14 protein-coding genes are annotated in these 22,929 nt (G+C 60.5%); 7 read left to right on the top strand and 7 right to left on the bottom strand.

The genetic code is table 11. The annotated features are described in order from the left end of the window. Window position 1: 1 nt before the first annotated feature. The 5 genes from CKW17_RS25210 to CKW17_RS25190 are packed head-to-tail and all read right to left on the bottom strand — an operon-like array spanning window position 2 to window position 8,336. Window positions 2-1,405 carry an ATP-binding protein gene (locus CKW17_RS25210; protein WP_095122408.1) on the bottom strand — a complete coding sequence of 468 codons (1,404 nt, stop codon included), beginning with the start codon at window positions 1,403-1,405 and terminating at the stop codon, window positions 2-4. Then, window positions 1,402-3,216 carry a DAHL domain-containing protein gene (locus CKW17_RS25205; RefSeq protein WP_095122406.1) on the bottom strand — a complete coding sequence of 605 codons (1,815 nt, stop codon included), beginning with the start codon at window positions 3,214-3,216 and terminating at the stop codon, window positions 1,402-1,404. The genes CKW17_RS25210 and CKW17_RS25205 overlap by 4 nt, the downstream gene beginning before the upstream one ends. Beyond that, window positions 3,213-4,166: a cytochrome-c peroxidase gene (locus CKW17_RS25200; protein WP_095122404.1), complete on the bottom strand. Its 954-nt coding sequence runs from the start codon at window positions 4,164-4,166 to the stop codon at window positions 3,213-3,215. The genes CKW17_RS25205 and CKW17_RS25200 overlap by 4 nt, the downstream gene beginning before the upstream one ends. Before the next feature lie 31 nt (window positions 4,167-4,197). Then, window positions 4,198-6,081: a bifunctional diguanylate cyclase/phosphodiesterase gene (locus CKW17_RS25195; RefSeq protein ID WP_095122402.1), complete on the bottom strand. Its 1,884-nt coding sequence runs from the start codon at window positions 6,079-6,081 to the stop codon at window positions 4,198-4,200. Beyond that, window positions 6,078-8,336 (bottom strand): EAL domain-containing protein, encoded by a 2,259-nt coding sequence (locus tag CKW17_RS25190; RefSeq protein WP_176470117.1) that lies wholly within the window; start codon window positions 8,334-8,336, stop codon window positions 6,078-6,080. Before CKW17_RS25190 ends, CKW17_RS25195 begins: the two co-directional genes overlap by 4 nt. A gap of 252 nt (window positions 8,337-8,588) precedes the next feature. On the opposite strand from CKW17_RS25190, the gene CKW17_RS25185 reads away from it, so the two are divergent. From CKW17_RS25185 to CKW17_RS25170, 4 genes are all read left to right on the top strand, one after another. Continuing rightward, a complete protein-coding gene (locus CKW17_RS25185) occupies window positions 8,589-9,950 on the top strand; it encodes an HD domain-containing phosphohydrolase (RefSeq protein ID WP_095122398.1) in 1,362 nt (453 codons plus the stop codon). 67 nt (window positions 9,951-10,017) lie between these two features. Continuing rightward, a complete protein-coding gene (locus tag CKW17_RS25180; protein WP_095122397.1) occupies window positions 10,018-10,452 on the top strand; it encodes an NUDIX domain-containing protein in 435 nt (144 codons plus the stop codon). Window positions 10,453-10,475: 23 nt separating this feature from the next. Continuing rightward, window positions 10,476-11,114: a LysE family translocator gene (locus CKW17_RS25175; RefSeq protein WP_095122395.1), complete on the top strand. Its 639-nt coding sequence runs from the start codon at window positions 10,476-10,478 to the stop codon at window positions 11,112-11,114. 2 nt (window positions 11,115-11,116) lie between these two features. After that, a complete protein-coding gene (locus CKW17_RS25170; RefSeq protein WP_095122393.1) occupies window positions 11,117-11,614 on the top strand; it encodes a GNAT family N-acetyltransferase in 498 nt (165 codons plus the stop codon). Window positions 11,615-11,724: 110 nt separating this feature from the next. On the opposite strand, the gene metR is transcribed toward CKW17_RS25170, so the two are convergent. Then, complete coding sequence (metR, locus tag CKW17_RS25165; protein ID WP_016984735.1) at window positions 11,725-12,642, bottom strand: transcriptional regulator MetR; 918 nt, start codon at window positions 12,640-12,642, stop codon at window positions 11,725-11,727. 112 nt (window positions 12,643-12,754) lie between these two features. On the opposite strand from metR, the gene metE reads away from it, so the two are divergent. Further along, window positions 12,755-15,067, top strand: coding sequence for a 5-methyltetrahydropteroyltriglutamate--homocysteine S-methyltransferase (gene metE / locus CKW17_RS25160; protein ID WP_095122391.1), 2,313 nt, complete (start codon window positions 12,755-12,757; stop codon window positions 15,065-15,067). 63 nt (window positions 15,068-15,130) lie between these two features. On the opposite strand, the gene CKW17_RS25155 is transcribed toward metE, so the two are convergent. Further along, on the bottom strand, window positions 15,131-20,686 hold the full coding sequence (locus CKW17_RS25155; RefSeq protein ID WP_256586297.1) for a hypothetical protein: 5,556 nt from the start codon (window positions 20,684-20,686) through the stop codon (window positions 15,131-15,133). Window positions 20,687-20,893: 207 nt separating this feature from the next. Between CKW17_RS25155 and CKW17_RS25150 the strand changes: the two genes are divergently transcribed. Next, window positions 20,894-21,928 (top strand): alpha/beta fold hydrolase, encoded by a 1,035-nt coding sequence (locus CKW17_RS25150; protein ID WP_095122387.1) that lies wholly within the window; start codon window positions 20,894-20,896, stop codon window positions 21,926-21,928. A 177-nt stretch (window positions 21,929-22,105) separates the two neighbouring features. Beyond that, window positions 22,106-22,771 (top strand): DsbA family oxidoreductase, encoded by a 666-nt coding sequence (locus tag CKW17_RS25145; RefSeq protein WP_095122385.1) that lies wholly within the window; start codon window positions 22,106-22,108, stop codon window positions 22,769-22,771. Window positions 22,772-22,929: the final 158 nt, after the last annotated feature.

Here is a 22,929-nt window from a genome sequence, read left to right as displayed (position 1 = left end):
TTCACGCAGCGGGCCGGCTCTGACGCATCGGCAACTCGACGCGAAAGGTCGTGCCCACGCCCGGTTCGCTGCGTACCGAAATATCGCCACCGTGCTTTTTGACGATGCCGTAGGACAGAGACAGGCCAAGCCCGGTGCCCTGGCCGACCGGTTTGGTGGTGAAAAACGGATCGAAGATTTTCTGCAGGATCTCCGGCGCAATCCCCGCGCCGGTGTCGGCGACTTCCACCCAGGCCGTGTCTTGTTGCTGCCCGGTGCGCAGGGTGATGGTGCCGCGTTCCGGGCCCATGGCCTGCGCCGCATTGACCACCAGGTTCATGATCACCTGATTGATTTGTGATGGCAGGCACTCGATGTCCGGCAGGGGCTGATACTCCTTGATCAGGTCGGCCTTGTACTTGAGTTCGCTGGCGACGATGTTCAGGGTCGACTCGATGCCTTGCTGCAGATTGGCCCACTGCCATTGCTGATGGCTATCGACCCGGGAGAAGTCTTTCAGGTCCTTGACGATCTGCCCGACGCGGCCAATGCCTTCCTTGGATTCGCGGATCAGCACCGGGATGTCTTCGAGGAGAAAATCCAGATCGGCGTCTTTGCGCAATTGCTCAAGCCGCGCCACTGACTCGCTGTCTGGCGTTGGCCCAAGCGTCTGCCAGGCATCGAGTACGCTGAGCAATTGTTTGAAGTAGCCGTCCAGCGTGCCGAGGTTGGAGGAGATGAAACCGATCGGGTTATTGATTTCATGGGCCACGCCCGCCGCCATTTGCCCCAGTGACGCAAGTTTTTCCGACTGCACCAACTGACTTTCCAGTTGCTTGCGCTCATCGATTTCCCGCTGCAGTTCTTCACTGGCCTGCTTGAACTGGGCCGTGCGTTGATCGACCAGATGTTCCAGGTGATGCATTTGCAATGACGCGCGTTCGGTCATCTGCCATTTGGTCAGCAGGGTGTTGGCCATCTGCTGCACTTCGATGTTGTCGAACGGCTTTTTCAGAATCAGCAACCGATCATGCGCCTGCAGGCGCTCCAGCAGTTCATCCCAGGAATAATCCGAGTAGGCGGTGCAGACCACCACTTGCAACTGCGGGTCCTGCTGCCACAGATGCTCGATGGTTTTCGCGCCGTCCCAGCCGTCGGGCATGCGCATGTCGACAAAGGCCAGCGCGTAGGGGCGTTGTTCTGCCTGGGCCTGTATCAGTTTACCCAGACCTTCCTCGCCGCCGTAGGCCGAGTCCAGCTCGAACGGCGGACGTTCGGCGCGAACCTGAGCGCCAAACAGTGCCGCTTCCATCTGGTCCAGTTCCACCGACTGCGCCGCCGGCGGCGCGAGAATCTTGCGAAAGTCTTCATGGATCGACGGCATGTCGTCGATCAGCAGAATGCGGCGGTTCGACAGTTCGCTCATGCGTTCTCCGTGACGCTGATCAGGGGGATCTGCAAGGTGAACAACGCACCCTGGCCCGGGCCGTCACTGTGCGCAGTGAGGTGGCCGTTCATTTCGATGGCGGCCAGGGCGCAGCTGTGCAGACCGAAGCCGTGGCCTTCCTTGCGGGTGGTGAAACCGTGGGCAAAGATCCGCGTCATGTTCTCCGGGGCGATGCCTTCGCCATCGTCCTTGACGCTGATTTCGAGGAAACTGTCATCGACAATTTTGACCGCCAGGGTCATGGTGCGGGGGCGGTTGCTGAGGTCGGACATGGCGTATTTGGCGTTGCTGATCAGGTTGATCAGGATCAGCAACAAGCGGTGTTTGTCGCCCATCACCTGCGGCACGTCGGCGTATTCCCTGACCACTGTGACGTGGTGCCGGGTCAGTGCCCCGGCGTTCATGCGCAACGCGTCTTCCAGTAACTCGTTGATGAACAATGGCTCGGTCATGCTGTTGGCGCCGGCATAGGATTGCTGGGTGGCGACGATGTCCTTGATGTGGTCGACGCTTTTGTTCATCTGGTGCAATTCGTCGAGCATTTCCTGCTGTTCCTGGGCAATCGCGGCCACCAATTGGTTGAGGTAGCCGGGGAGCAATTTGCCTTTGGCGTCTTCGCTGAGGAACGGACCGAGGTCATCCGGGTGTTCGTTGATCAGTTGCATGGCCTTGCCCAAGCCCTGGCTCTTGCTGTTGCGCAGCTTGCGCGTGATCAGGTCGCTGGAGATGTTCACGCTGTTGAGCACGTTGCCAACATTGTGCAGCACATTGGTGGCGATTTCCGCCATGCCGGCCTGACGTGCCGCGTCGAGCAGTTCGCTCTGGGCGTCCCGCAGTTCCCGGGTGCGTTCTTCGACTCTTTGTTCCAGCGCGTCGTTGGCCGTTTGCAGGGCGTTATTGACCCGGTTGATCTCGGCGAAACTGCCGATCAAACGGATGGCCAGCCACACCAGTGACAACATCAGCAGCACGGAAAACAACAGCAGGTAGAAGTGGTACTGCCGGTCGACCTGATCGGCGCGCTGCTGATCGTGATCGAGCATAGTGGTGATGTTGTCGAGGCTTCCGGCCACGGGGATGTTTTCGATGTTTTCGAGCAACTGATTGACCAAAGGTTGTTCGCGAGCGATCAGGGAGATATGGCTGCTCATGATTCTGATCGGGGTCTGAAACGCGTGCGGCAGGCGTTGCGCGTTGACCTTCAGCTTGTTCAGGCCGACCTCGATGTCGGCGGCCAGGTTGTCAGAGGTGACCTGGGCGAATTCGAGGGCACTGAGCAGCAGGTCGTAGGTGTCGGTAGTGATGTTCTGCAGCTGCAATTTATCGAAGTCCGACAGGCTGGCCAGTTGCTGCTGGATGTCGTCTTCTGCGGTGGGCAAAAAGGCCAGAGAGTTGCGCAACAGCGCGTTATGCGATTTGAACTGTTCGACCAGACGGGTCTTTTCCTGCATCGCCTGCCGGAAACTTTCGTGAGCTTCGTTCCATTGCGCCGAGTCTTTACGCCCGTGCCTGGACTCGATCGCGTCGAAGCGCGTCCAGAGCCGATTCATCTCGTTCATCGGCGACACCAGCGGATCGTAGTTGTGGGTGAGCGCCACTCGCGCCTTGAGAATCTCGTTTTCCCACAACGAGTTCTGCTGTTTGATCTGCCGGATCAGATCCCGTGATTCGGTGTACGTCATGCTCTGGTCAGAGCTGGATTTCAAGTACAGAAACAGCAGAATCGAGGCCAGCGCCAGGGCGACCAGGGTCAGCAACAACAGGCTGCGTCGCCGCGAGATGTTGATCATGGCTTGTCTTCCCTTTGGCCAGTCAGGGTTGTGAGAAACAGCATGATCAACCGTTTGTCCTCAGCGCTCGGCATGCGCCCCAACTGGTACTGGAACATCACATCCACGGCGCGTTCGAGGGTGGGGGCCGAACCGTCGTGAAAGTACGGCGCGGTGATCGCGACATTGCGCAGGCTCGGCACCTTGAACACGGCCCGGTCCGCTTCGTCACCGGTCACGTTGAAGCGGCCCTGATCGGCCACGGTCGGGTTGCCGCGATCGGCAATGTAATCGCCGAACACACCGAATTTCTGGAACATGTTGCCGCCGATGTTCACCCCCTGATGGCAGGCAATGCAGCCGTACTCCTTGAAGCGCTGGTAACCGTACTTTTCCTCCAGGGTGAGGATGTCGGTGTTGCCGAGCAGGTATTGATCGAAGCGTGAGTTGGGCGTCAGCAAGGTGCGTTCGAAACTGGCCAGCGCCTGCTGGACATTGGCCCTTGTCACACCGTCCGGGAAGATGGCGGCGAAGTCGCGGCGATAGTCGGGGTTTTGACCGAGCCGCTCAATGACCGTCTTCCAGTCGCTGCCCATTTCATGGGGGCTGGTGATGACGACGTTGCTTTGTTCCTCCAGTGTTTCGACGCGGCCATCCCAGAACTGGCGAAAGTTGAGGGCCGCGTTGAACACGGTGGGGGTGTTGACGGCCACCGGTTTGCCGTCGAAGCCCAGTGACAAGGCGCGGCTGTCGGCACCGTTCTTGTCGAGTTGGTGGCAGCTGGCGCAGGACAGCGTGTTGTTGATCGACAAGCGTGGCTCGTGGAACAACCGTCGCCCGAGCTCCACGTGCCGGGCATCCTGCTGTGGTATTGCGGGCAACGGTTTGAGCGGCTCGTCCAGTGGCTCGGCACTGGCGCCGACACAGAGTCCGCACAGCAGTAACGCCATGGCGTGGTGGAAAAGCTTCATTGGCAATTGTCTCCCTGACTCAAGGCCGGTTTCACAGTGTTGATCCCATCGTCCACGGCGCGGGTTGCGTGCCGGCGAGCAAACGCGCAAACGTGTCTGCCGGCAGGGCTTTGCTGAAAAAGTAACCCTGGCCTTCTTCGCAGTGATGGGCCTTGAGAAACGCCAGTTGTTCGGCGGTTTCGATGCCCTCGGCGATGACGTTCAGGCCCAGGCTCTTGCCCAGGTTGATGATCGCGCTGACCAGCGCCGCATCGCTGCGGTCGTTGCACAGGTTGCGAATGAACGATTGATCGATCTTCAGCACATCGATGGGAAACCGCCGCAGGTAGCTCAGGCTGGAATAGCCGGTGCCAAAGTCATCGATGGCCAGATGCGTGCCCAGCGTCTTCAGGCGATTGAGCGCAGTCATCGTCGCCTCGACGTTTTGCATCAGCACGCCTTCGGTGATTTCCAGCTCCAGCCACTCGGGCGCCAGACCTGTCTGTTGCAGTACGCGCTCGATGCCGGCGACGAAGTCACGCTGGCGAAAATCGATCGGCGAGGTGTTGACCGACATACGGATCGGCGGCAGTCCGGCCAGTTGCCAGGCGCGGGTCTGCCGACAGGCCTCAGCCAGCACCCATTTGCTCAGCGGCACGATCAGACCGCTGTCCTCGGCCACCGGGATGAAGTCCGCCGGATAGACCCAGCCATGCCCCGGTTTTTGCCAGCGCACCAGTGCTTCGGCACCCACTACGGCGGCCGTGCGCAGGTCGATTTTCGGCTGATAGTGCAGGACGAATTCATGCTCTTGCAGCGCTCGGCGAATGCCCGACTCGATGCTGTGCTGTTCGCGGGCGTGCTGGTTCATGGCTTCGATGAAGAAGCCGATGCTGTCGGGGCCCTGTTCCTTGACGTTGCGCATCGCGGTCTCGGCCTTCTTGATCAGCTCGGTGGCTTCGAGGCCGTCATCCGGGTAGACGCTGATGCCGACGCTGGCGGTAACGCTGACGTCGTGGCCGGCAATCGTCTGCGGCAGGCGAATGGCGGCGAGGAGTTTTTCCGCGATGCCGTGTGTTTGCTGTGGGTGGTTGATGTCGCCGAGGATCACCACGAACTCGTCGGAGCCGTAGCGAAACACCGAGTCCGAATCACGTACGCAGGACAACAGTTGCCGGGCGACCCGTTTGAGCATCTCGTCACCCGCCGGATGGCCCAGCGCGTTGTTGATGCGCTTGAAGCGATCCAGGCCGAGAAACATCACCACCAGTTGTTTGTCATGCCGGCGGCACACCGCCATGGCCTGGCTCAGGCGATCACCGAGCAGGGTGCTGTTGGGCAGTTCCGTGAGGCTGTCGTATTGCAGCAGGTGCGAGACCTTGAGCAGTTCGTGCACCCGCGCTTCGATGGTCCGTTCAAGACTGAGCATCTTCAGCGCCGCGTCCTGCGCCAGTTGCCATTTCCAGGTCAGGGCGTTGGCCATCTGACGGATTTCCAGACTGTCGAACGGCTTTTTCAGGATCAGCAACTGGTCGCCAAACTCCAGCCGTTCAGCCATCGCCTCCCAGCTGTAGTCGCTGTACGCCGTGCACAAGGCGATTTGCAGGTTCGGGTCGACCCGCCACAGTTGCTCGATGGTTTCCAGGCCATCCCAGCCGGGCGGCATGCGCATGTCGATAAAGGCGAGGGCGTAGGGATTGCCACTGGCCAGTGCGCGGTTGACCAGTGCCAAGGCTTCCTGGCCCTGATAGGCGGAGTCGAGCTGGAAGCTCAGGCGCGGCGTCTGCTGACTGCCGAACAGCGTCTGTTCCAGTTGCTGCAAATCGACGGCGTCCGCCACCTGCGGGGCGAGGATCTTGCGAAAGTCCTCGTGGATCGCCGGCGTGTCGTCGATGATCAGGATGCGCCGGTTGGTCTGGGGAAAAGGCGTTTTCATGCCTCGTCCTCCTTTGGCGTCAGACGGGCACTGTCCTTGAGCAAATGCCCGGCCTGTTCGGCGCTGACCGCTGCACTGAAATACATGCCCCGGGCGTTCGGCTGCGGGGGCGCGGCGGGTGGTGTGCACGGCTGATCCGACGACGGCTGGCCTTCAGCGATGATGCCGATGTCCAGGTCCCGGGCGAAGTTGACGATCGCGCGCAGGGCATTGGCACCGGCGACATCGTGGGCAGCGCTGTCGACGAAACTCTGCGCCAGTTTGAGGTGATTGACCCGGTAGGTTTTCAGGTAGTCGAACGAGGAATATTCGGTGCCGAAATCATCGATGGCAATACTCACGCCCAGTTCCCGCAGGCGCGGCAACGCGTCGTTGTGTGTCCACTTGGTCTGGGCCAGCGTGGCCTCGGTGACATCGAAGCGCAGGTCCCAGGGCGCGAGTTCCCAGCGGGCGGTAGTGCGTAGCACGTTGTAGATCAGCTCGGGGCCGCTCTTGAGTTGGGCCAGCGAGAGCTTGATCGCCATCACCGGCGGCGCGACGCCTTCATTACGCCACAGATGCATCTGGTGGCAGGCGTGATCCAGCACCCAGTGCCCGAGTGGAATGATCGCGCCGGTTTTCTCCGCGATTGGCACGAAGTCGGCGGCCGACAGCAGGCCGCGACGGGGATGCTGCCAGAGGACTTGTGCCTCCATGCCGAGAATCCTGCCACTGTGCAGATCGACATCCGGCGCATACCGCAGCATCAGTTCATTGCCCTCGAGGGCGGTCATCAATTCGCTGACGAGGGTCATGCGTTCGGCCACTTCCCGGGAGATTTCCTCGGAGTGGAAGTGGTACTGGTTGCGGCCCATTTCCTTGGCGCGGTACAGCGCCATATCGGCCTGCCCGAGCAGCGTGTCGGCATCGAGGCTGAGGTCGCTGTAACTGCTGATGCCGATGCTCACCGAAATATGCAGCGCATTGCCGGCCAGTTGGTAAGGCGCCAGCAGCGCGTCGCGGATATTGGCAGCCATCGTGGCCGATTGGGTCGGGTCGCTGACGTCCAGTTGCAGGATCGCGAACTCGTCGCCGCCCAGGCGCGCCACCACGTCGCTTTCCCGTACGCCGGACTTGATGCGCCGGGCGACTTCCTGCAGCAGCAGGTCGCCCACCGGATGGCCCAAGGTGTCATTGATCCGCTTGAAATGGTCGAGGTCCAGATAGAACACCGCGAACGGCATGGCACCCCGTCGCGCGGCGGCGAACGCCTGATGCAGGCGCTCGATCAGCGTGGCGCGATTGGCCAGGCCCGTCAGGCCATCGGAGCGCGCCAGCAAGGCCAGTTTTTCCTCGGCCAGGCGGCGTTCGGTGATGTCGAGGATGATGCCTTCGACTTCCAGAAGCCGGCCGTCCTGATCGCGCACCGGGATGTAGCGGTTTTCCACCCAGCGCCAGGTGCCCTGGCCGGTGCGCATGCGGAACTCGATGGACGCGCCCGACGCATGCCGATCCAGCACCCGGGCCATGGCCGCATCGACGTTCGCCTGATCGTCCGGATGAATCAGTGCCTGTGCCCAGTCGGGCGACCCCACCAGGTCGGCGGCGACGTGGCCGTAACGGGTAATGTTGTGGGAGATGTACATCAGCGCAAACGAGGGTTCGCCGCGCAAACGGTAAAGAATGGTCGGGCTGTTCTGCACGATCACGTTGGCGTCCGACAGCTCACGCGTGCGTTCTTGCACCGCTTGCTCCAGCAGGCTCATCTTCAGTTCGGCGTCTTCGGTCATCTGCCATTTGACTGTGAGGGCGCTGGCCATCTGGCGGATCTCGATGGCGTCGAAGGGCTTTTTCAGGATCAGCAACCGGTCGTTCAGCGCCAGACGCTGGTCAATATCCTCCCACGAATAATCGGAATAGGCCGTGCACAGCGCAACTTGCAGCTTGGGGTCGACCTGCCACAGCCGTTCGATGGTTTCCAGACCATCCCAGCCCGGCGGCATGCGCATGTCGATGAAAGCCATGGCGTAGGGGCGGTTTTCAGCCAGCGCGGCTTCGAGTTTGTCCAGCGCTTCGCGGCCCTGAAACGCCGAGTCCAGCTCGAAATGTTGGGATTGTTTTGCAGACGGGGTGCCGAACAACAGATTTTCGGTTTCGCCCAAACCATCGTCGCCGGGGATGACCGGGCTGAGAATCTTGGCGAAATCGCCATGGATCGCCGGGCTGTCGTCAACGATCAGCACGCGGCGATTGATGTGCACGGTTGGCATTGTCATGCCGCGCCACCCGTGGGGAGGCATGCTGTGGTGATCCGGGGCATCCTTTTCCCTCGCCATTTGCCTGTTCGTGTCAGCCGATGGAGTCTTGCGCTGTGTTCAGCATAGTCGGCTCCCCGGTACTGCGCTTTCGGCCCCGGACAAAGATCGGCGTGAAGGCCGGCCAAAATCATCTAGCCTTGGACTCAGGCGCGGACCGACGAAGCGTTGGGTCGGTGCGTCGTTATTTCCCTGTTTGCTTGAGGCCATGCCATGGAAGAGCTATCCGCGCCGACGCCGGCGCATCGACCCACAGTGCTGCTGGTTGATGACGAGGAATCGATCCTCAACAGCCTGCGTCGCCTGTTACGCGGCCAACCCTACGATCTGCTGTTGGCGACCAGCGGCGCCCAGGCGCTGGAGATCCTCGCGCAGCAGCCGGTGAACCTGGTGGTGAGTGATGCGCGCATGCCGGGCATGGACGGTGCGTCGTTGTTGGCGCATGTCCGTGAGCGTTTTCCGGCGACTGCGCGGATCATGCTCACGGGATATGCCGACCCGGCGGCGATCATCAAAGCCATCAATGACGGGCAGATTCACCGTTACATCAGCAAGCCGTGGAACGACGAAGAGCTGCTGCTGATTCTGCGCCAGTCCCTCGAGCACCAGCATTCCGAGCAGGAGCGCCAGCGTCTGGAACGCTTGAACCAGGTGCAGAACGAGCAGCTCAAACTGCTCAACAGCACCCTGGAAAAGCATGTCGTGGCGCGCACCGCCGAACTGCAGCAAACCGCCGACATGCTCGATCTGGCGTACGAAGAGCTCAAGCACAGCTATGTCACCGGCACCGAAGTGTTTTCGCTGCTGGCCAATCTGCGCTTGCCACCTGCCAAGCAGACCAACCGGCAGATCATCGAACTGGTGCGCAGCTACTGCAAACAGCACGGCCTGGACGAGGCCACCAGCCGTGATCTGACCATGGCTGCGGCGCTGTACAACATCGGCAAGCTGAGCTGGACCGACGCGATGATGATCACGCCCTCGGATCTGCTGCGCCATACCGAACGCGAGCGCTATCGCAGTTACCCGAAGCAGAGCGAATCGTTGCTCATGACGCTTGACCCGATGAAAGATGCGGCGCGTCTGATCCTGCATCATCAGGAGCGCTGGGATGGCAGCGGGTTTCCCGACAGGCTCAAGGGCGAGGGCATTCCGTTCGGTTCACGCTTGCTGAAACTGGCGGTGGATTTCGTCGAGTTGCAGCGCGGTCTGATCCTCGAGCGGCAGATGAACAGCGATGAAGCGCTGCTGTACCTGCGCCAATACGCCGGGCGTTTGTACGATCCTGATCTGGTCGAAGATTTCATTCAGGTGTGTGCGGCATTTCTCAGCGACGTGACGCTGGCCGATCCGTCGGTCAAGGTGCTCTCCACTCGGGATCTGGCGGCGGGGATGATTCTGGCGCGCAACCTCAATGCCGATAACGGCATGCTACTGCTCAACGCCGGCAAGGTGCTCAGCGCGCTGCTGGTGGAAAAACTGATTGCGTTCGAAGCCATGGAGGGCGGCAAGTACACGATTTTCGTCAAGGTGCCGGAGGAGGTTGAAGCCACGCTCAAGGCGCTGGGCGAATGATCGGTGAGGTGACGTCATGGGGCTGGGCATGGGATCCTTGCGGTTTTTCCAGGCCGGTGGCTGACCCATGACTTGTGCATCTGTTGACTCTGCAAACCTCATTCGTATCGCCGCCGCGCTGGTGCTCAATCCCGCAGGCCAGACTCTGTTGGTGCGCAAGCGCGGCACCACGGCGTTCATGCAACCGGGCGGCAAGATCGAAGCGCACGAGTTGCCGGTGCACGCACTGGCGCGTGAGCTGGAAGAAGAGCTGGGTTTGCAGATCGACCCGGCGCAGGCTGCATTTCTCGGGCAGTTCTCGGCGCCTGCCGCCAACGAACCGGGGTTTGTCGTTCAGGCGCAGATCTTTCAACTGACGATCGACACTGACGTGATCCCGGCTGCTGAAATCGAAGAAGTGATCTGGGTCGATCCCACCACTGATCCTGCGGTCGATCTGGCGCCATTGACACGCGACCTGATCCTGCCGTTTTATCGCCAGTCATTGACGGCCATCGCCTGATCATCCTCGCAAAGGACTTTGCCATGATCCCGCTTCAAGACTTGCTGATCTTCGCCGCTGCAGCCTTGTTGATGGTGCTGACACCGGGGCCGAACATGATCTACCTGATCTCGCGTTCGATCTGTCAGGGGCGCAGGGCTGGTGTGACGTCGTTGCTGGGCGTGGTGGCGGGGTTCTTTGTGCACCTGTTTGCGGCAGCGGCGGGGTTGACCGCCGTGTTTCTGGCGGTGCCGATGGCCTATGAAGTGTTGAAATGGGCCGGTGCGCTGTACCTGCTGTGGCTGGCCTGGCAAGCGGTCAAACCGGGGGCGCGCTCGCCGTTCGAGGCGCAGCAATTGCCGGCGGACTCGTCGCGCAAGCTGATCACCATGGGCTTTCTGACCAGCGCATTGAACCCGAAAATTGCGGTGTTCTACCTTTCGGTATTCCCGCAATTCATCACGCCCGAACACGGTTCGGTGTTCACCCAAAGCATCATTCTCGGCCTGACCCAGATCAGCGTGAGTTTCTCTGTCAATTTGCTGATCGCACTGTTCGCGGCGGGCATCGCTTCGTGGTTTGTGCGCAACCCGACATGGCTGGCGCTGCAGCGTTATTTCATGGGCTTCGTTTTGGCTGGTCTGGCCGTGCGCCTGATGTTTGAGCAGCGCAGGTCGGCGTGAACATGTGGATCGAACGGTTGGACGCCAGTCATGCCCTGGCTTACCGCGAACTGATGCTCGAAGCGTACGACCGACATCCGCAGGCGTTCACTTCCAGCGTGCGTGAGCGCGCGGTGATGCCGTTGAGCTGGTGGGAAGGGCGCCTGACCAGCAAACTCGATGTGGTGCTTGGCGCGTTTGAAGCCGGCACGTTGGCCGGGATTGTCGGGCTGGCGTTTGAGCCTCGCGAGAAGGCCCGCCATAAGGCCACCCTGTTTGGCATGTACGTATCAGCCGATTTTCGTCAGCACGGTTTGGGGCTCGAACTGGTGCAGGCGGCCATTGCCGAAGCGCAAACCCATCCGGCGTTGAAACTCATCCAATTGACCGTCACGGCTGGCAATGACGCCGCGTTCAACCTCTACCAGCGCTGCGGCTTCATCCAGTTCGGCCTCGAACCGCTGGCAGTGCGGGTGGGCGAAGACTATTTCGACAAGATCCACATGTGGCGACAGCTCTGATATTGCGCTGATCCCTGTGGGAGCGAGCCTGCTCGCGAAGGCAATCTGACAGTCACTATTTGTGTGTCTGATACATCGCTTTCGCGAGCAGGTTCGCTCCCACAAGTGACTCAGCGAACCGCGCTGACACCGTCCAGTGTCGAGAACGATGTGTCTTTGGCTGTCAGGAGAAAATCGCGCATGTACGGTGCATCGAGCATGTCGGTGCGAATCGCCGCGTACAACGTTGCAAACAAACCTTTTTCCCCCAAGCGTTTGCCCTTCACATAACCGCGCGAGCTGTATTCGTGCAGTGCCCAGTGCGGCATGCCGCAGACGCCACGGCCGCTGGCGACCAGTTGCATCATCATCACCGTCAGTTCTGAGGTGCGCACCTGCGCCGGTTCGATGTCAGCTGGTTCCAGGAAGCGCGTGAAGATGTCGAGACGGTCACGTTCCACCGGGTAGGTGATCAATGTTTCAGTCAGCAAGTCTTCGGGGACGATGTACGGTTTGCTTGCCAGTGCATGCTGGTTGGCCACTGCCAGCATCGCTTCGTAGGTGAACAGCGGTACATAGGTAATGCCGGCGATTTCCAGTGGGTCGGAGGTCACCACCAGATCCAGGTCGCCACGGGCCAGGGCCGGTAGCGGTGCAAAAGAGAAACCCGAAGCGAGGTCGAGTTCAACCTCCGGCCAGGCATCGCGGAACTGGTCGATGGTTGGCATCAGCCACTGGAAACAGCTGTGGCATTCGATGGCCATGTGCAAACGACCGGCGGTGCCACCGGCCAGTCGAGCGATATCACGTTCGGCGGCGCGCAGCAGTGGCAGTGTCGCATCGGCCAGTTGCAACAGACGCAGACCGGCGCTGGTGAAACGTACCGGTTTGGTTTTGCGCACGAACAATTGCATGCCCATGCGCTCTTCCAGTTCCTTGAACTGGTGGGACAGCGCCGATTGGGTCAGGTGCAAACGGTCGGCAGCATCCACCAGACTGTCGGCTTCGCGCAGTGCGTGCAGGGTTTTCAGGTGACGTATTTCAAGCACCGATTGGCTCCATGAGTAAAACTTGTGATCAACACGAAAAGGTTGAGTTTGTCTCATGTTGGCTTGACTGTCGACAATGGCGCCATCATTTACTCAATGGAGCACATTCGACATGGCCGTGGCCCACACCCTTGGTTTCCCGCGCATCGGCGCCGACCGCGAACTGAAAAAAGCCCTCGAAGCCTTCTGGAAAGGCGATCTCGACCAGACTGCCTTGAACAAGGTCGGCCGTGATCTGCGCGCCACTCACTGGCAATTGCAAAAGGATGCGGGTATCGATTTGCTGCCGGTCGGCGACTTCGCCTGGTATGACCAGGTGCTGACCCACTCGCTGACCTTCGGCGTGATCCCTGAGCGTTTCGCCAGCGTGCGCGACGAGCATGGTCAGCCGAGCCTCGACACCCTGTTCGCCATGGCCCGAGGCGCGACGACCAGCTGCTGCGGTGGCGAGCACGGCCAGACGCAATATGCGCAAGAGCTGACCAAATGGTTCGACACCAACTACCACTACCTGGTCCCGGAGTTCAGTGCTGACCAACAGTTCAAGCTGAGTTGGGAGCAGTTGTTCGACGAAGTCGAAGAAGCCAGGGCGCTGGGCCACAACGTCAAACCGGTGATCATCGGCCCGCTGACTTACCTGTGGCTGGGCAAGGCGAAAGGCGAAGATTTCGACAAACTCGAGCTGCTTGAGCGCTTGCTGCCGGTCTACAACGAAATCCTTGTTCGTCTTGCCGGGCAAGGCGTGGAATGGGTGCAGATCGACGAACCGATCCTCACCCTGGATCTGCCTCAGGCATGGAAAAATGCCTTTGAACGCGCCTATCACATCCTGCAGTACTCGCCGTTGAAAAAGTTGGTAGCGACGTATTTCAGTGGCCTTGAAGACAACCTCGGCCTGGCTGTAGGTCTGCCGGTGCAGGGGCTGCATATCGACGCGGTGCGGGCGCCGGAGCAATTGGGGCAGGTGCTTGATCGTCTGCCTGCTTACAAGATTCTCTCGGTCGGTCTGGTCAATGGGCGCAATGTCTGGCGCTGCGAACTGGAGCAGGCGCTGGCGCAATTGCAACCGGCGCAAGAGCGGTTCGGCGACAACCTGTGGGTCAGCAGTTCCTGTTCGTTGCTGCACAGCCCGGTGGATGTCGAGCGTGAAGACAAACTCGATCCGGAACTGAAAAGCTGGCTGGCCTTTGCCGTGCAGAAGTGCGGCGAGATCGCCGTTCTGCGTGATGCGCTGAATGATCCGCAAGCGGCCAACGTACGCACCGCGCTGGAGGCCAGTCGCAGCATTGCGCGCAACCGTGCGCACTCGCCACGCATTCATAAAGCCCAGGTGCAGACCCGCATCAACGCAGTCAATGCCAGTGACAGTCAGCGTCATTCACCGTTTGCCACACGCATCGCCCAACAACAGTCGCGTCTGCAATTGCCGACGTTTCCGACCACAACCATTGGCTCGTTCCCGCAGACCGGTTCCATCCGTCTGGCGCGTCAGGCGTTCAGGCAGGGCAAGCTGTCGGCCAACGATTACCACGACGCCATGCGCAGTGAAATCCGCCACGCCGTAGAGGTGCAGGAACGTCTGGGGCTGGACGTGCTGGTGCATGGTGAAGCCGAGCGCAATGACATGGTCGAGTATTTCGCCGAACAGCTCGATGGTTACCTGTTCACCCGTTTCGGCTGGGTGCAAAGCTACGGTTCGCGCTGTGTCAAACCGGCAGTGATTTACGGTGACCTGAGCCGTCCGCAGGCGATGACGGTGGACTGGATCACCTACGCACAGAGCCTGACCGACAAAGTCATGAAAGGCATGCTCACCGGCCCTGTGACCATGCTGATGTGGTCGTTTCCCCGCGAAGACGTCTCGCGCAAAGTCCAGGCGCAACAACTGGCGCTGGCCCTGCGTGACGAAGTGGTGGATCTGGAGCGCGCCGGAATCAAGATCGTGCAGATCGACGAAGCCGCGTTCCGCGAAGGCTTGCCGCTGCGCCGCGCGCAATGGCAGGAATACCTGGACTGGGCGGTCGAGGCGTTCCGCCTGACGGCATCCGGTGTCAAGGACGACACCCAGATCCACACCCACATGTGCTACAGCGAATTCAACGACGTGATCAAGGCGATTGCCGACATGGACGCCGATGTCATCACCATTGAAACCTCGCGTTCGGACATGGAGCTGCTCGATGCGTTCGAGGCGTTCGACTACCCGAACGACATCGGCCCCGGCGTCTATGACATCCACTCGCCACGGGTGCCGGACACTGCCGAGATGGTCAAGCTGATGAGCAAAGCGGTCAAACGGGTTCCAGCCGAGCGACTGTGGGTCAACCCCGATTGCGGCTTGAAGACTCGGGCATGGCCGGAGACGGAGGCGGCATTGGTCAACATGGTGGCGGCGGCGCGTCAGTTGCGCAGTCAGTTGGCGTAACGCCTGCAAAAAAGCCAGCCTCATGAGTGAGGCTGGCTTTTTTAGTGGTTGATGAGCCAGGGGTTAGATCGCTTCGTTAGCCAGGATCGCCTCGAAGTGCACAAGCACCGCCGACTGCGTGCCAATATCGGCATAGGGCAGGGTGGCGTCGTCCGCGTGGGTCAGGAAGCGGTGGCCAGGCAGTTTCAAATGGGCTTTCTCGAAACCCCTGAACGTTCTGGTCGCGCTGCGATAATGGAAGTGGGCATACCAAAGCAGTTCTGCCGGCGACAGCGTTACATCCCAGATCTCATACTCTTGCAGGTAATCAGTGCGGCCGTGGCGTTTGCCGAGGTTTTTCAACGGACTGGTTTTGCGGATCTCCACAGCCTTCTGCGTGATCAGGTCTTCGAGCATGCCGTCGGTGGGTCTTTGGCTGGTCAGCGACTGGCGGGTACGCAGAGCCCGGCCGGTAAGGGTCAGTTCGCTGGCCTTGTTGCGCAACTGCGCAATGATCGGGTTTTGCGCTGCCAGCGTCTCGATGCGGGCGGCGCGCCGATTGAGCTCGGTCGCTTCGCTGTCCATCATGTGCTGAAGGTCGACCGGCAGCATGTCCTGCTCGGCGTAGGACTCGACCCTGATCTGGTAATCCGTCTGGGCATCCAGGCGCCGTTGCGCATCGACCATTAACGCGGCCAGGCTGATTGATGCGGGGGCCGGTGGCGCTGTGTTTCGCGGGTTCAACAGTCGGTAGCTGCCATCGCTGCCTTGCTCCCAGACTTCCTCGTAGCCGCCGCGCGTGGTCGAAACGTATTGATGTTTGTGCGTTGTCGGTTCCCAGCGCTCGGCACCGTGCAGCAGTTGGTTGTCTGCGGTGGTGAACACGCTTGGTACCGCCTGCCCTGCCGGCACGGGCGCGGGCTCTTCGATGATGCCTTTGCGGGCCCGTTCCGCGAGCCATTCGATCCCGCTCAGCAACGCCGGCACTTCCTCCAGGTGAAAGTGTTGCGGATACGTGGAGGTCCAGATCTTCATCTCGCGAAGGAAGCGGGTGTACAGATCAACGCAGTTCTGCAGAATCTGACTGCGCTGAACCCGGCTCGCATTGCTGTTGCGCAGGTTGTATTGCGTGTACAGGGCCCGATCGACATTGGCACGAAGCTCGTGAGCCTGCTCCATCAGGTAAAACCAGGAAACATCGTCGGTTCGGCCATGTCGCTTGATGATTTCCAGGCGTTGCCCGGTTTTCAGATACAGCAGGTTGGCATAACTGTGCTTGGTGTTGATGTCTTCGATCAGTGCTGTTCTGGTTTCTTTGTGCGCTTTGACGCGGATGCGTTCATACCAGTAATTGGCATCGGCCTTGAGCTGTTCCATTTGATTGAGCTGACGCAGGTAATCCACACGCAATGAGCGAATGCCTTCGAGCATTTCCAACTGCTGGACGAGCGTATTGCCCGGCAGGTTGTCGAGCGCCTGCATCAGCTCGTCAATCCGGTTGATCACATCGACGCTGCTTTGGGAGAGGTGGTAGGCGCGGCGCCAGTAGCGATCGGTCAGCAACGAGGCGCACTTGCTTTGTATTTCGAGCAGGGTTCGTTTTTTGTTGCCCTTGGTCAGGGGCATCAACTCCGCCAGTTTTTCGTATTGTCGGGTAGCCAGCTGGATATCGCCGGCACAGGCGGCTTCGGACGCCGGCAACCTGGCCCGCCTGTCCTGCGGCGAGGCACTGCCATAGCGGTTGATAGCGGCATCGCTCGCCACGCCCCTGGCCTGGAGCTGATCGGCCAGGTTGTCGGCTTCGCGGGTCAAGCGCAGCTGACGAGCCGTGTCACTGGCCACCAACCAGCGAGGCAATCGCTGCCGGATCGCCTGCGGCCAGAATGAATCAGCGGTATCGACCAGATACCCGGCGACATTTCCGCCACCAGGCAACCCGCCGACAGCGGTGCCGTAGACGCCGAACCAGGTATCCCACTGCCCGTTTTCATCCAGAGCAATGGGTTGTTTATAGGTCTTGGTACTTGTGCCGCGTAAACGCCATTCGTCGGCTTTGTGGCTGCGGTGAACTTCGAAGATCCGCCCCTGACTCAGGATGAAGTCGCCGTCGGCATGCCGGTAGATGCCGCGATAGGGCCCATCGGCGGCCGGTTCCTGCCCTGACAGCGAAATCGGCTTTTCGTATTCGTAGCCGGAGAAGCGCGCCGCCAGATTCTGCGCCTGACGTCGGTTGGGCACATGCAGTGCGCCGGCACTTCGTGCCAGCGTGCGCAGTTGGCGGGCGCGGGTCAGCGAGCGGGCCGTTCGGGACACCGCCGAGACCGCCGCTTCGCCCGGCAGCAGGTCCATGGCCGCGTCGATCAGTGACAACAGTACGGACTCAACCTCCGCCAGGCCATCCCCCACATCGCCGCGCAAAAAGGCCGCCACGGCCTGATTGGCGCTGCTCCAGGCATCGTAAAGGGCAAACGCGGTGCCGATGAGGGGCAGTAATCCCAGCGCCATTTTCAAGTAGTTGAAGGCCCTGGGGCCCTTGAGCGCATAGCGCTCCATGTATTGCGCATCGTTGGAGCGCGACGTGCCCCGATGCGCCTCGATCAGCCGTCCCATGTGGACGTTGAGCAGGTGCTGGGTCAATGACGTGGTTGAAGGCCACGGTATGCCGACGCCAATCATGGCGTTATTTTTCTTCTCGATCGCCTGACCGAGGCGCAATGCATGGGCGCGCACATCACCCTGCAGGGCCCGGCCGGACAGATAGCTGATCCATGAGTCTTGCTCGCACAGTCTGAACAGTGCGATGCGGGCGTCTTCCAGGCTGTCGTAACGACGCAGAACCTGGTCGTCGGGACCGTCCGGCAAATACAGCAAGGTCGTCCCGCTGATCTGCTCGTGGATAAAGGTCACACCGGATAACGTCACGGGACCTTGATTGGGCGTGTCCTCGCCACCGGCTCTGAGGAAGGCCGGCAACAACACAATGCGCCTGGCGCCGTTGTTCCAGGCCTGTGTGGTGTCGGCGGTAATGGCGATGTTGAATATTTGCCACTCATGGTCGTTGATCCGCTGTTGCAGGCGTGCGCATTCGCCCTGCATCTTGAGCATCAGTTGCCATGGTTCGAGCAGGCATTCGCGGCGATGTTCGCGCACGAATGTGGCTTCACCGTGCCCGCCCATGAAGGCGTCACGGATCGTTTGCTCGTAGGCTTTGGGCAAGTCCAGATCCGGCAGGACCCTGCGCAGGTATTCATGGGTAATGCCGCTTTTCAAGGCTTCTCGTGTGCGGTCATTGGCAGCGGTGACCTCGACCTTCATGAACAGCAGGCGCAAGGACTTCGATTCCAGGCTCATGGAGGGTGTGTTGTCGAGGTTCTGCGCCAGCTCTTCAAGGGGTATCTTGCTGCGAGTTGCGCTGGGTACCGTAACCAGCGTATACGCGGCGGTCATGGTGGAGCCATCGATCATTTGCTTTTGCAGCCTGGCTGAATCCGGCAGATCGATCAGCACCGAGAACGTCCCCTCAACCGAGAAGTCCTTACGCAGGCGTTGGTACAGATGCTGACGGGTGAAGTCATCACGCGGCGGCACGGCCAGCGTCAGCAACGAGTGGCTGCGATGCATGGCAGCGATATAGGCCTGTATCTGTGCCTTCAGGTGGCTGCGCTCGTCAGTGGACATCTGGATTTGCCAGGCCGGCAGACGGGTAGCCAGCGTGCCGCTGCGGTGCTGCTCCAGCAGGTGGGCAAAAGCCAGATTTCGTGCGGCGTGTAATGGCACCTGCAGCAGGCCCCTGAAGCGTGTACCCAAGGCCTGTAGTTGGCTGCCGCGCTCGGAGGACGCTGTCGACTCGGGATAGCGCGCACGGATTTCGCCGGCCTGCACTTCGAACTCACTGGTCAGTTGATCCAGCGCGTAATGCAGTGGGTCACCACTGATTTTTTTCAAGCGCAGGGTCAGCGAGGTGGCCGGCTCGGTAATCGCGAACATCTGGCTTTCCAGCGCCTGACGATTGGCAAAGTGCTGCAGTCCTCCACCAGTGCCGGGCCAGTAAAGCAACAGGCTGTGGGGCGACGTCCGGTCGAGCAACGTAGCGGCGCGGGTCATGACAAACGGACCGTTGAGGGTCTCATTCATGCTGCCGTCAGCCGGTTCGCCCATTGAAAGTTCCAGGCTGGCCGCGACGCAGTCGCTGTGCAGGGCGGTGGCAGGGTCGAGCAGAACCTTGAGCAGTTGGTGGTCTTCGCTGCTGATCTGTTCAAGTTCTCGTTGCAAGTCGGCTTCGGCTTGCAGGGCGGTCTTGTGCGCCTGATGCAAAGCGCTGAACTGACGATTAAACGTCAGCAGGTCAAGGGGCCGTGTGCGCCCCAACAGGGCTGTTGCGGCGTTGTCTGCCGCTTGCTCGGCGGTTTCCAGCGTCAGTTGCAACGCCTCGATCGATTGCAGGGCGGCGCTGTCGCCCGATGCACCCAGTCGTGCTTCCAGGGCATCACGCTGGCGATTGAGAGCGGCCTGACGCAGGGCCAAGGGAATGTCGGCATAAAGACTGCCGAACAGCGACTGTTCAGCGTCCTCGACAATGACGGCGTCAGTAATGGCGGGGGAACCGAACACGGCAGCGGTTTGGCGCTGGCGATCTGCGCGGTCGGCGAAATCAAGGGCGTTGCTGGCGTGTTCGGCGAATCCGGACTTGCCCGCGCTACCGTTACGCAGGGCATCGACTCGAGCCTGGCGAAAGTGCGTCAGCAGGTCGCTCATGCCGGTGGACAGTGGCAAGTCTCTACGGGCGTATTCAAAGCTCAGACCGGTTTGCGGCAAACCGCTGGGAATCAGCGACTGAGCGGACATCCACGCCTCAAGGTCGCTGCGTTGGGTAAAACCTTTGAATGCTTCGGGGCGCAGCGGCAGGTACAGCCAGTGCAATGGCGGCTGGTCACCAAAGCTGATGACCCAGGCCGCAGGGAATTTCACTTTGCTGCCGTCGCTCAGCACCAGCGAAACCTGTTCACAGGTGACCGTCGCCTCATGGCTGGTTGCATCCATCAACGCGAACAGCGAAATACGCTGTTCAGCCGTCACACGACGCTGGGCAACGGCGCTCAGGACGGTCGCCTCGAAATGCTGGCGATACAGTTGGTTGGCGCGTTCGCGCCGCGATACCGGAGTACCGGGTGCCCGCGCCTGCCAATATTGATTCCAGTCCTCGTCCAGCGCCTTGACCAGGTCCAGACCCTTGAGCCGTTCAAGCAATTGCAGTGGCGTGAGGGCAAACAGTCGATGGCTGGCGGGCAGGCCTGTCACACGGCATTGCTGGTCAAGCGTGTCCGCCGGTAACGGCTGCTGAAAAACGAAGGTACAGGCCTGCACAATCGCCATGAAATGTTCGGGACGTTGCGGGGTCGCCGCAAAGAGGAAACCGATATCAGGCTCGCCCAGATCCAGCTTCTGCTCGAGCAACCGAGTGAGGGCCTCTCGAGTGGTCGGCACCCCGGCGACCAGTTCACGCAGTGCCTGGCTACTGTCACGCCATCGGTTCGCGGCACTCAGCGCCAGCGCGGTGTCAGGATTGCCGGGCAGATGAGCCCAGGGCGATGAGGCCGTCGGGCCGGGATCTAAGAGTTCGGACAAAAAACGGTCGGGCATGGCAACGATGGCTCGAGTTGTGAAGCGGCGGATCCGCTTCTTGGTGCCACCATTGAACTGAAAACCCGCGAACCCATGGCGGTACATAGTTATCGCCGCACGACCGCTCGGCACTCTTCATCAAACTGTCATCGAACTGTGGCAGCGCACTTGTACAAACTTCATCAGACTCGCGCTCTACTGGGTTTCTGCGTTTCGGTGTTTTTCATGGCTAAGGGTTTTTTATCGGTCGCGGCTTTGTTGGCCGCGATTTTTTTCGGATCTTCGGCATGGGCGGCGACGCGTTGTGATGTGAATGTGCCGACCGAGCATGCCGACCTGGCGCAGGTGAGCCTGGCTTACCAGAGCATCGGTCGTGCGTCGGATCCTGCGTTGTTACTGGTCATGGGCCTGGGTGGGCAGTTGATCCACTGGCCGGACGAAGTGGTGGTCGCGCTATGCCAGCAAGGTTTTCGGGTGATTCGCTATGACAACCGCGATGTCGGCCTGTCAACCTGGCGTCAGGCGCCGGTGGAAGCCAATCTGACGTTCGAAGTGCTGCGCTACAAGCTCGGTCTGCCGGTGGCGGCACCGTACAGCCTGACGGATATGGCCGATGACGCACTGGGTTTGATGGACGCGTTGCACATCGAGCAATTCCACGTCCTGGGCGCGAGCATGGGCGGGATGATCGCCCAACACATGGCGGCCATGGCGCCGCAGCGGGTCGAGAGCCTGACGTTGATCATGACCACCTCTGGCGCCGAAGGTTTGCCGGCACCGAGTGCGGCGCTGGTGCAACTTTTATCGCGACGCGGTGCACCGAATCGTCAGGTGGCGCTGGAGCAACAGGCTGATCTGCTGGCGGCACTGGGCAGCCCGGCGGTTACCGATGATCGCCAGGCCTTGCTGCATCAGGCGGCGCTGTCGTATGACCGAGCGTTCAACCCGGAAGGTGTGAAGCGCCAGATCATGGCGATCCTCGCCGAGCCAAGTCGGGTGGCCTTGCTCAACCAATTGCGCGTGCCGACGCTGGTGGTGCATGGCACGGCAGATCCATTGTTGCCGGTGATGCACGGTGTGCATCTGGCGGCGCATATTCGTGGCAGCCAGTTGAAGTTGATTCCTGGCCTGGCGCATCGTTTTCAGGAGGCGTTCAAAGAGCCGTTACTGGCGGCGGTGTTGCCGTATTTGCAGGCGCATCGTGAAGACACTTCGCACTGGGCGCAGATTGAGCCGGCGGTGGGCGGGAATCTGCTGTAACCGAGGTCTTTGTATTGTCTGAGCGGGCCTCTTCGCGAGCAGGCTCGCTCCCACAGGAGAACGCATTCCAAGGGTGGGAGCGAGCCTGCTCGCGAAGGGGCCGCTATGGTCACCAAAAAAACTGGAGCAGGTGTATCGTGCAAACTTTCCCGCACGATTTCCCCTGCGAGGTATTTGATGAATTCCGCTCTGAAAATCGACTTTGTCAGCGACGTCTCCTGCCCTTGGTGCGTCGTCGGTTTGTATGGCTTGCTCGAAGCGTTGGAGATCCTGCGCAACGAAGTGCAGGCCGAGATCCGTTTCCAGCCGTTTGAGCTGAATCCGAAGATGGGTGCGGACGGGCAGAATATTGCCGAGCATATTCAAGAAAAGTACGGTTCGACCCCGGAGCAATCGCAGAAGAACCGCGAAGCGATCCGCGCCCGTGGTGCGGAACTTGGTTTTGCTTTCCGTACCGACGGCAACAGCCGCATTTACAACACCTTCGATGCGCATCGCTTGTTGTACTGGGCGGGGCTTGAAGGTGTGCAGCTACCGTTGAAAGAGGCGCTGTTCAAGGCGTATTTCAGTGATGGCGGCAATCCGTCGGATCACCGGCAACTGGTGCAGATTGCGGAAAACGTCGGGCTGGATCGTCAGCGTGCCGAGGCCGTTCTGGGTTCCGACGAGTTTGCCGATGAGGTGCGCGAAGAAGAGCAGCAGTGGCTGCAGCGTGGGGTGAGTTCGGTGCCGACGGTAGTGTTCAACGGGCAGTATGCGGTGACGGGTGGGCAACCGGTGGAAACGTTTGTCGGGGCGATTCGGCAGATTATGGCGGAGTCCAAGGGCGGTACCGTCAACTGAAGAGCAAAAGCCCCTCACCCTAGCCCTCTCCCAGAGGGAGAGGGGACTGATTGGGGGATGCTGGAGTGATACGCCGACCTGAGCGTGTTGTACCGAATCCATAATCGACTCGGTTTTTCAGGTCGATGTCAGACGCGAGACACTGCGGTCGGCCCCCT

It is taken from the genome of Pseudomonas sp. Irchel s3f10, assembly GCF_900187515.1.
Taxonomy (GTDB): domain Bacteria; phylum Pseudomonadota; class Gammaproteobacteria; order Pseudomonadales; family Pseudomonadaceae; genus Aquipseudomonas; species Aquipseudomonas tensinigenes.
Note: the sequence above shows the minus strand (reverse complement) of the source record. Positions and strands in the feature narration are given on the sequence as shown.

What these genes read in the sequence shown, in the direction of transcription:
- CKW17_RS25210 (WP_095122408.1), bottom strand. Translation starts at nt 1,405, where the DNA reads ATGAGCGAACTGTCGAACCGCCGCATTCTGCTGATCGACGACATGCCG.
- CKW17_RS25205 (WP_095122406.1), bottom strand. Translation starts at nt 3,216, where the DNA reads ATGATCAACATCTCGCGGCGACGCAGCCTGTTGTTGCTGACCCTGGTC.
- CKW17_RS25200 (WP_095122404.1), bottom strand. Translation starts at nt 4,166, where the DNA reads ATGAAGCTTTTCCACCACGCCATGGCGTTACTGCTGTGCGGACTCTGT.
- CKW17_RS25195 (WP_095122402.1), bottom strand. Translation starts at nt 6,081, where the DNA reads ATGAAAACGCCTTTTCCCCAGACCAACCGGCGCATCCTGATCATCGAC.
- CKW17_RS25190 (WP_176470117.1), bottom strand. Translation starts at nt 8,336, where the DNA reads ATGACAATGCCAACCGTGCACATCAATCGCCGCGTGCTGATCGTTGAC.
- CKW17_RS25185 (WP_095122398.1), top strand. Translation starts at nt 8,589, where the DNA reads ATGGAAGAGCTATCCGCGCCGACGCCGGCGCATCGACCCACAGTGCTG.
- CKW17_RS25180 (WP_095122397.1), top strand. Translation starts at nt 10,018, where the DNA reads ATGACTTGTGCATCTGTTGACTCTGCAAACCTCATTCGTATCGCCGCC.
- CKW17_RS25175 (WP_095122395.1), top strand. Translation starts at nt 10,476, where the DNA reads ATGATCCCGCTTCAAGACTTGCTGATCTTCGCCGCTGCAGCCTTGTTG.
- CKW17_RS25170 (WP_095122393.1), top strand. Translation starts at nt 11,117, where the DNA reads ATGTGGATCGAACGGTTGGACGCCAGTCATGCCCTGGCTTACCGCGAA.
- metE (WP_095122391.1), top strand. Translation starts at nt 12,755, where the DNA reads ATGGCCGTGGCCCACACCCTTGGTTTCCCGCGCATCGGCGCCGACCGC.
- CKW17_RS25155 (WP_256586297.1), bottom strand. Translation starts at nt 20,686, where the DNA reads ATGCCCGACCGTTTTTTGTCCGAACTCTTAGATCCCGGCCCGACGGCC.
- CKW17_RS25150 (WP_095122387.1), top strand. Translation starts at nt 20,894, where the DNA reads ATGGCTAAGGGTTTTTTATCGGTCGCGGCTTTGTTGGCCGCGATTTTT.
- CKW17_RS25145 (WP_095122385.1), top strand. Translation starts at nt 22,106, where the DNA reads ATGAATTCCGCTCTGAAAATCGACTTTGTCAGCGACGTCTCCTGCCCT.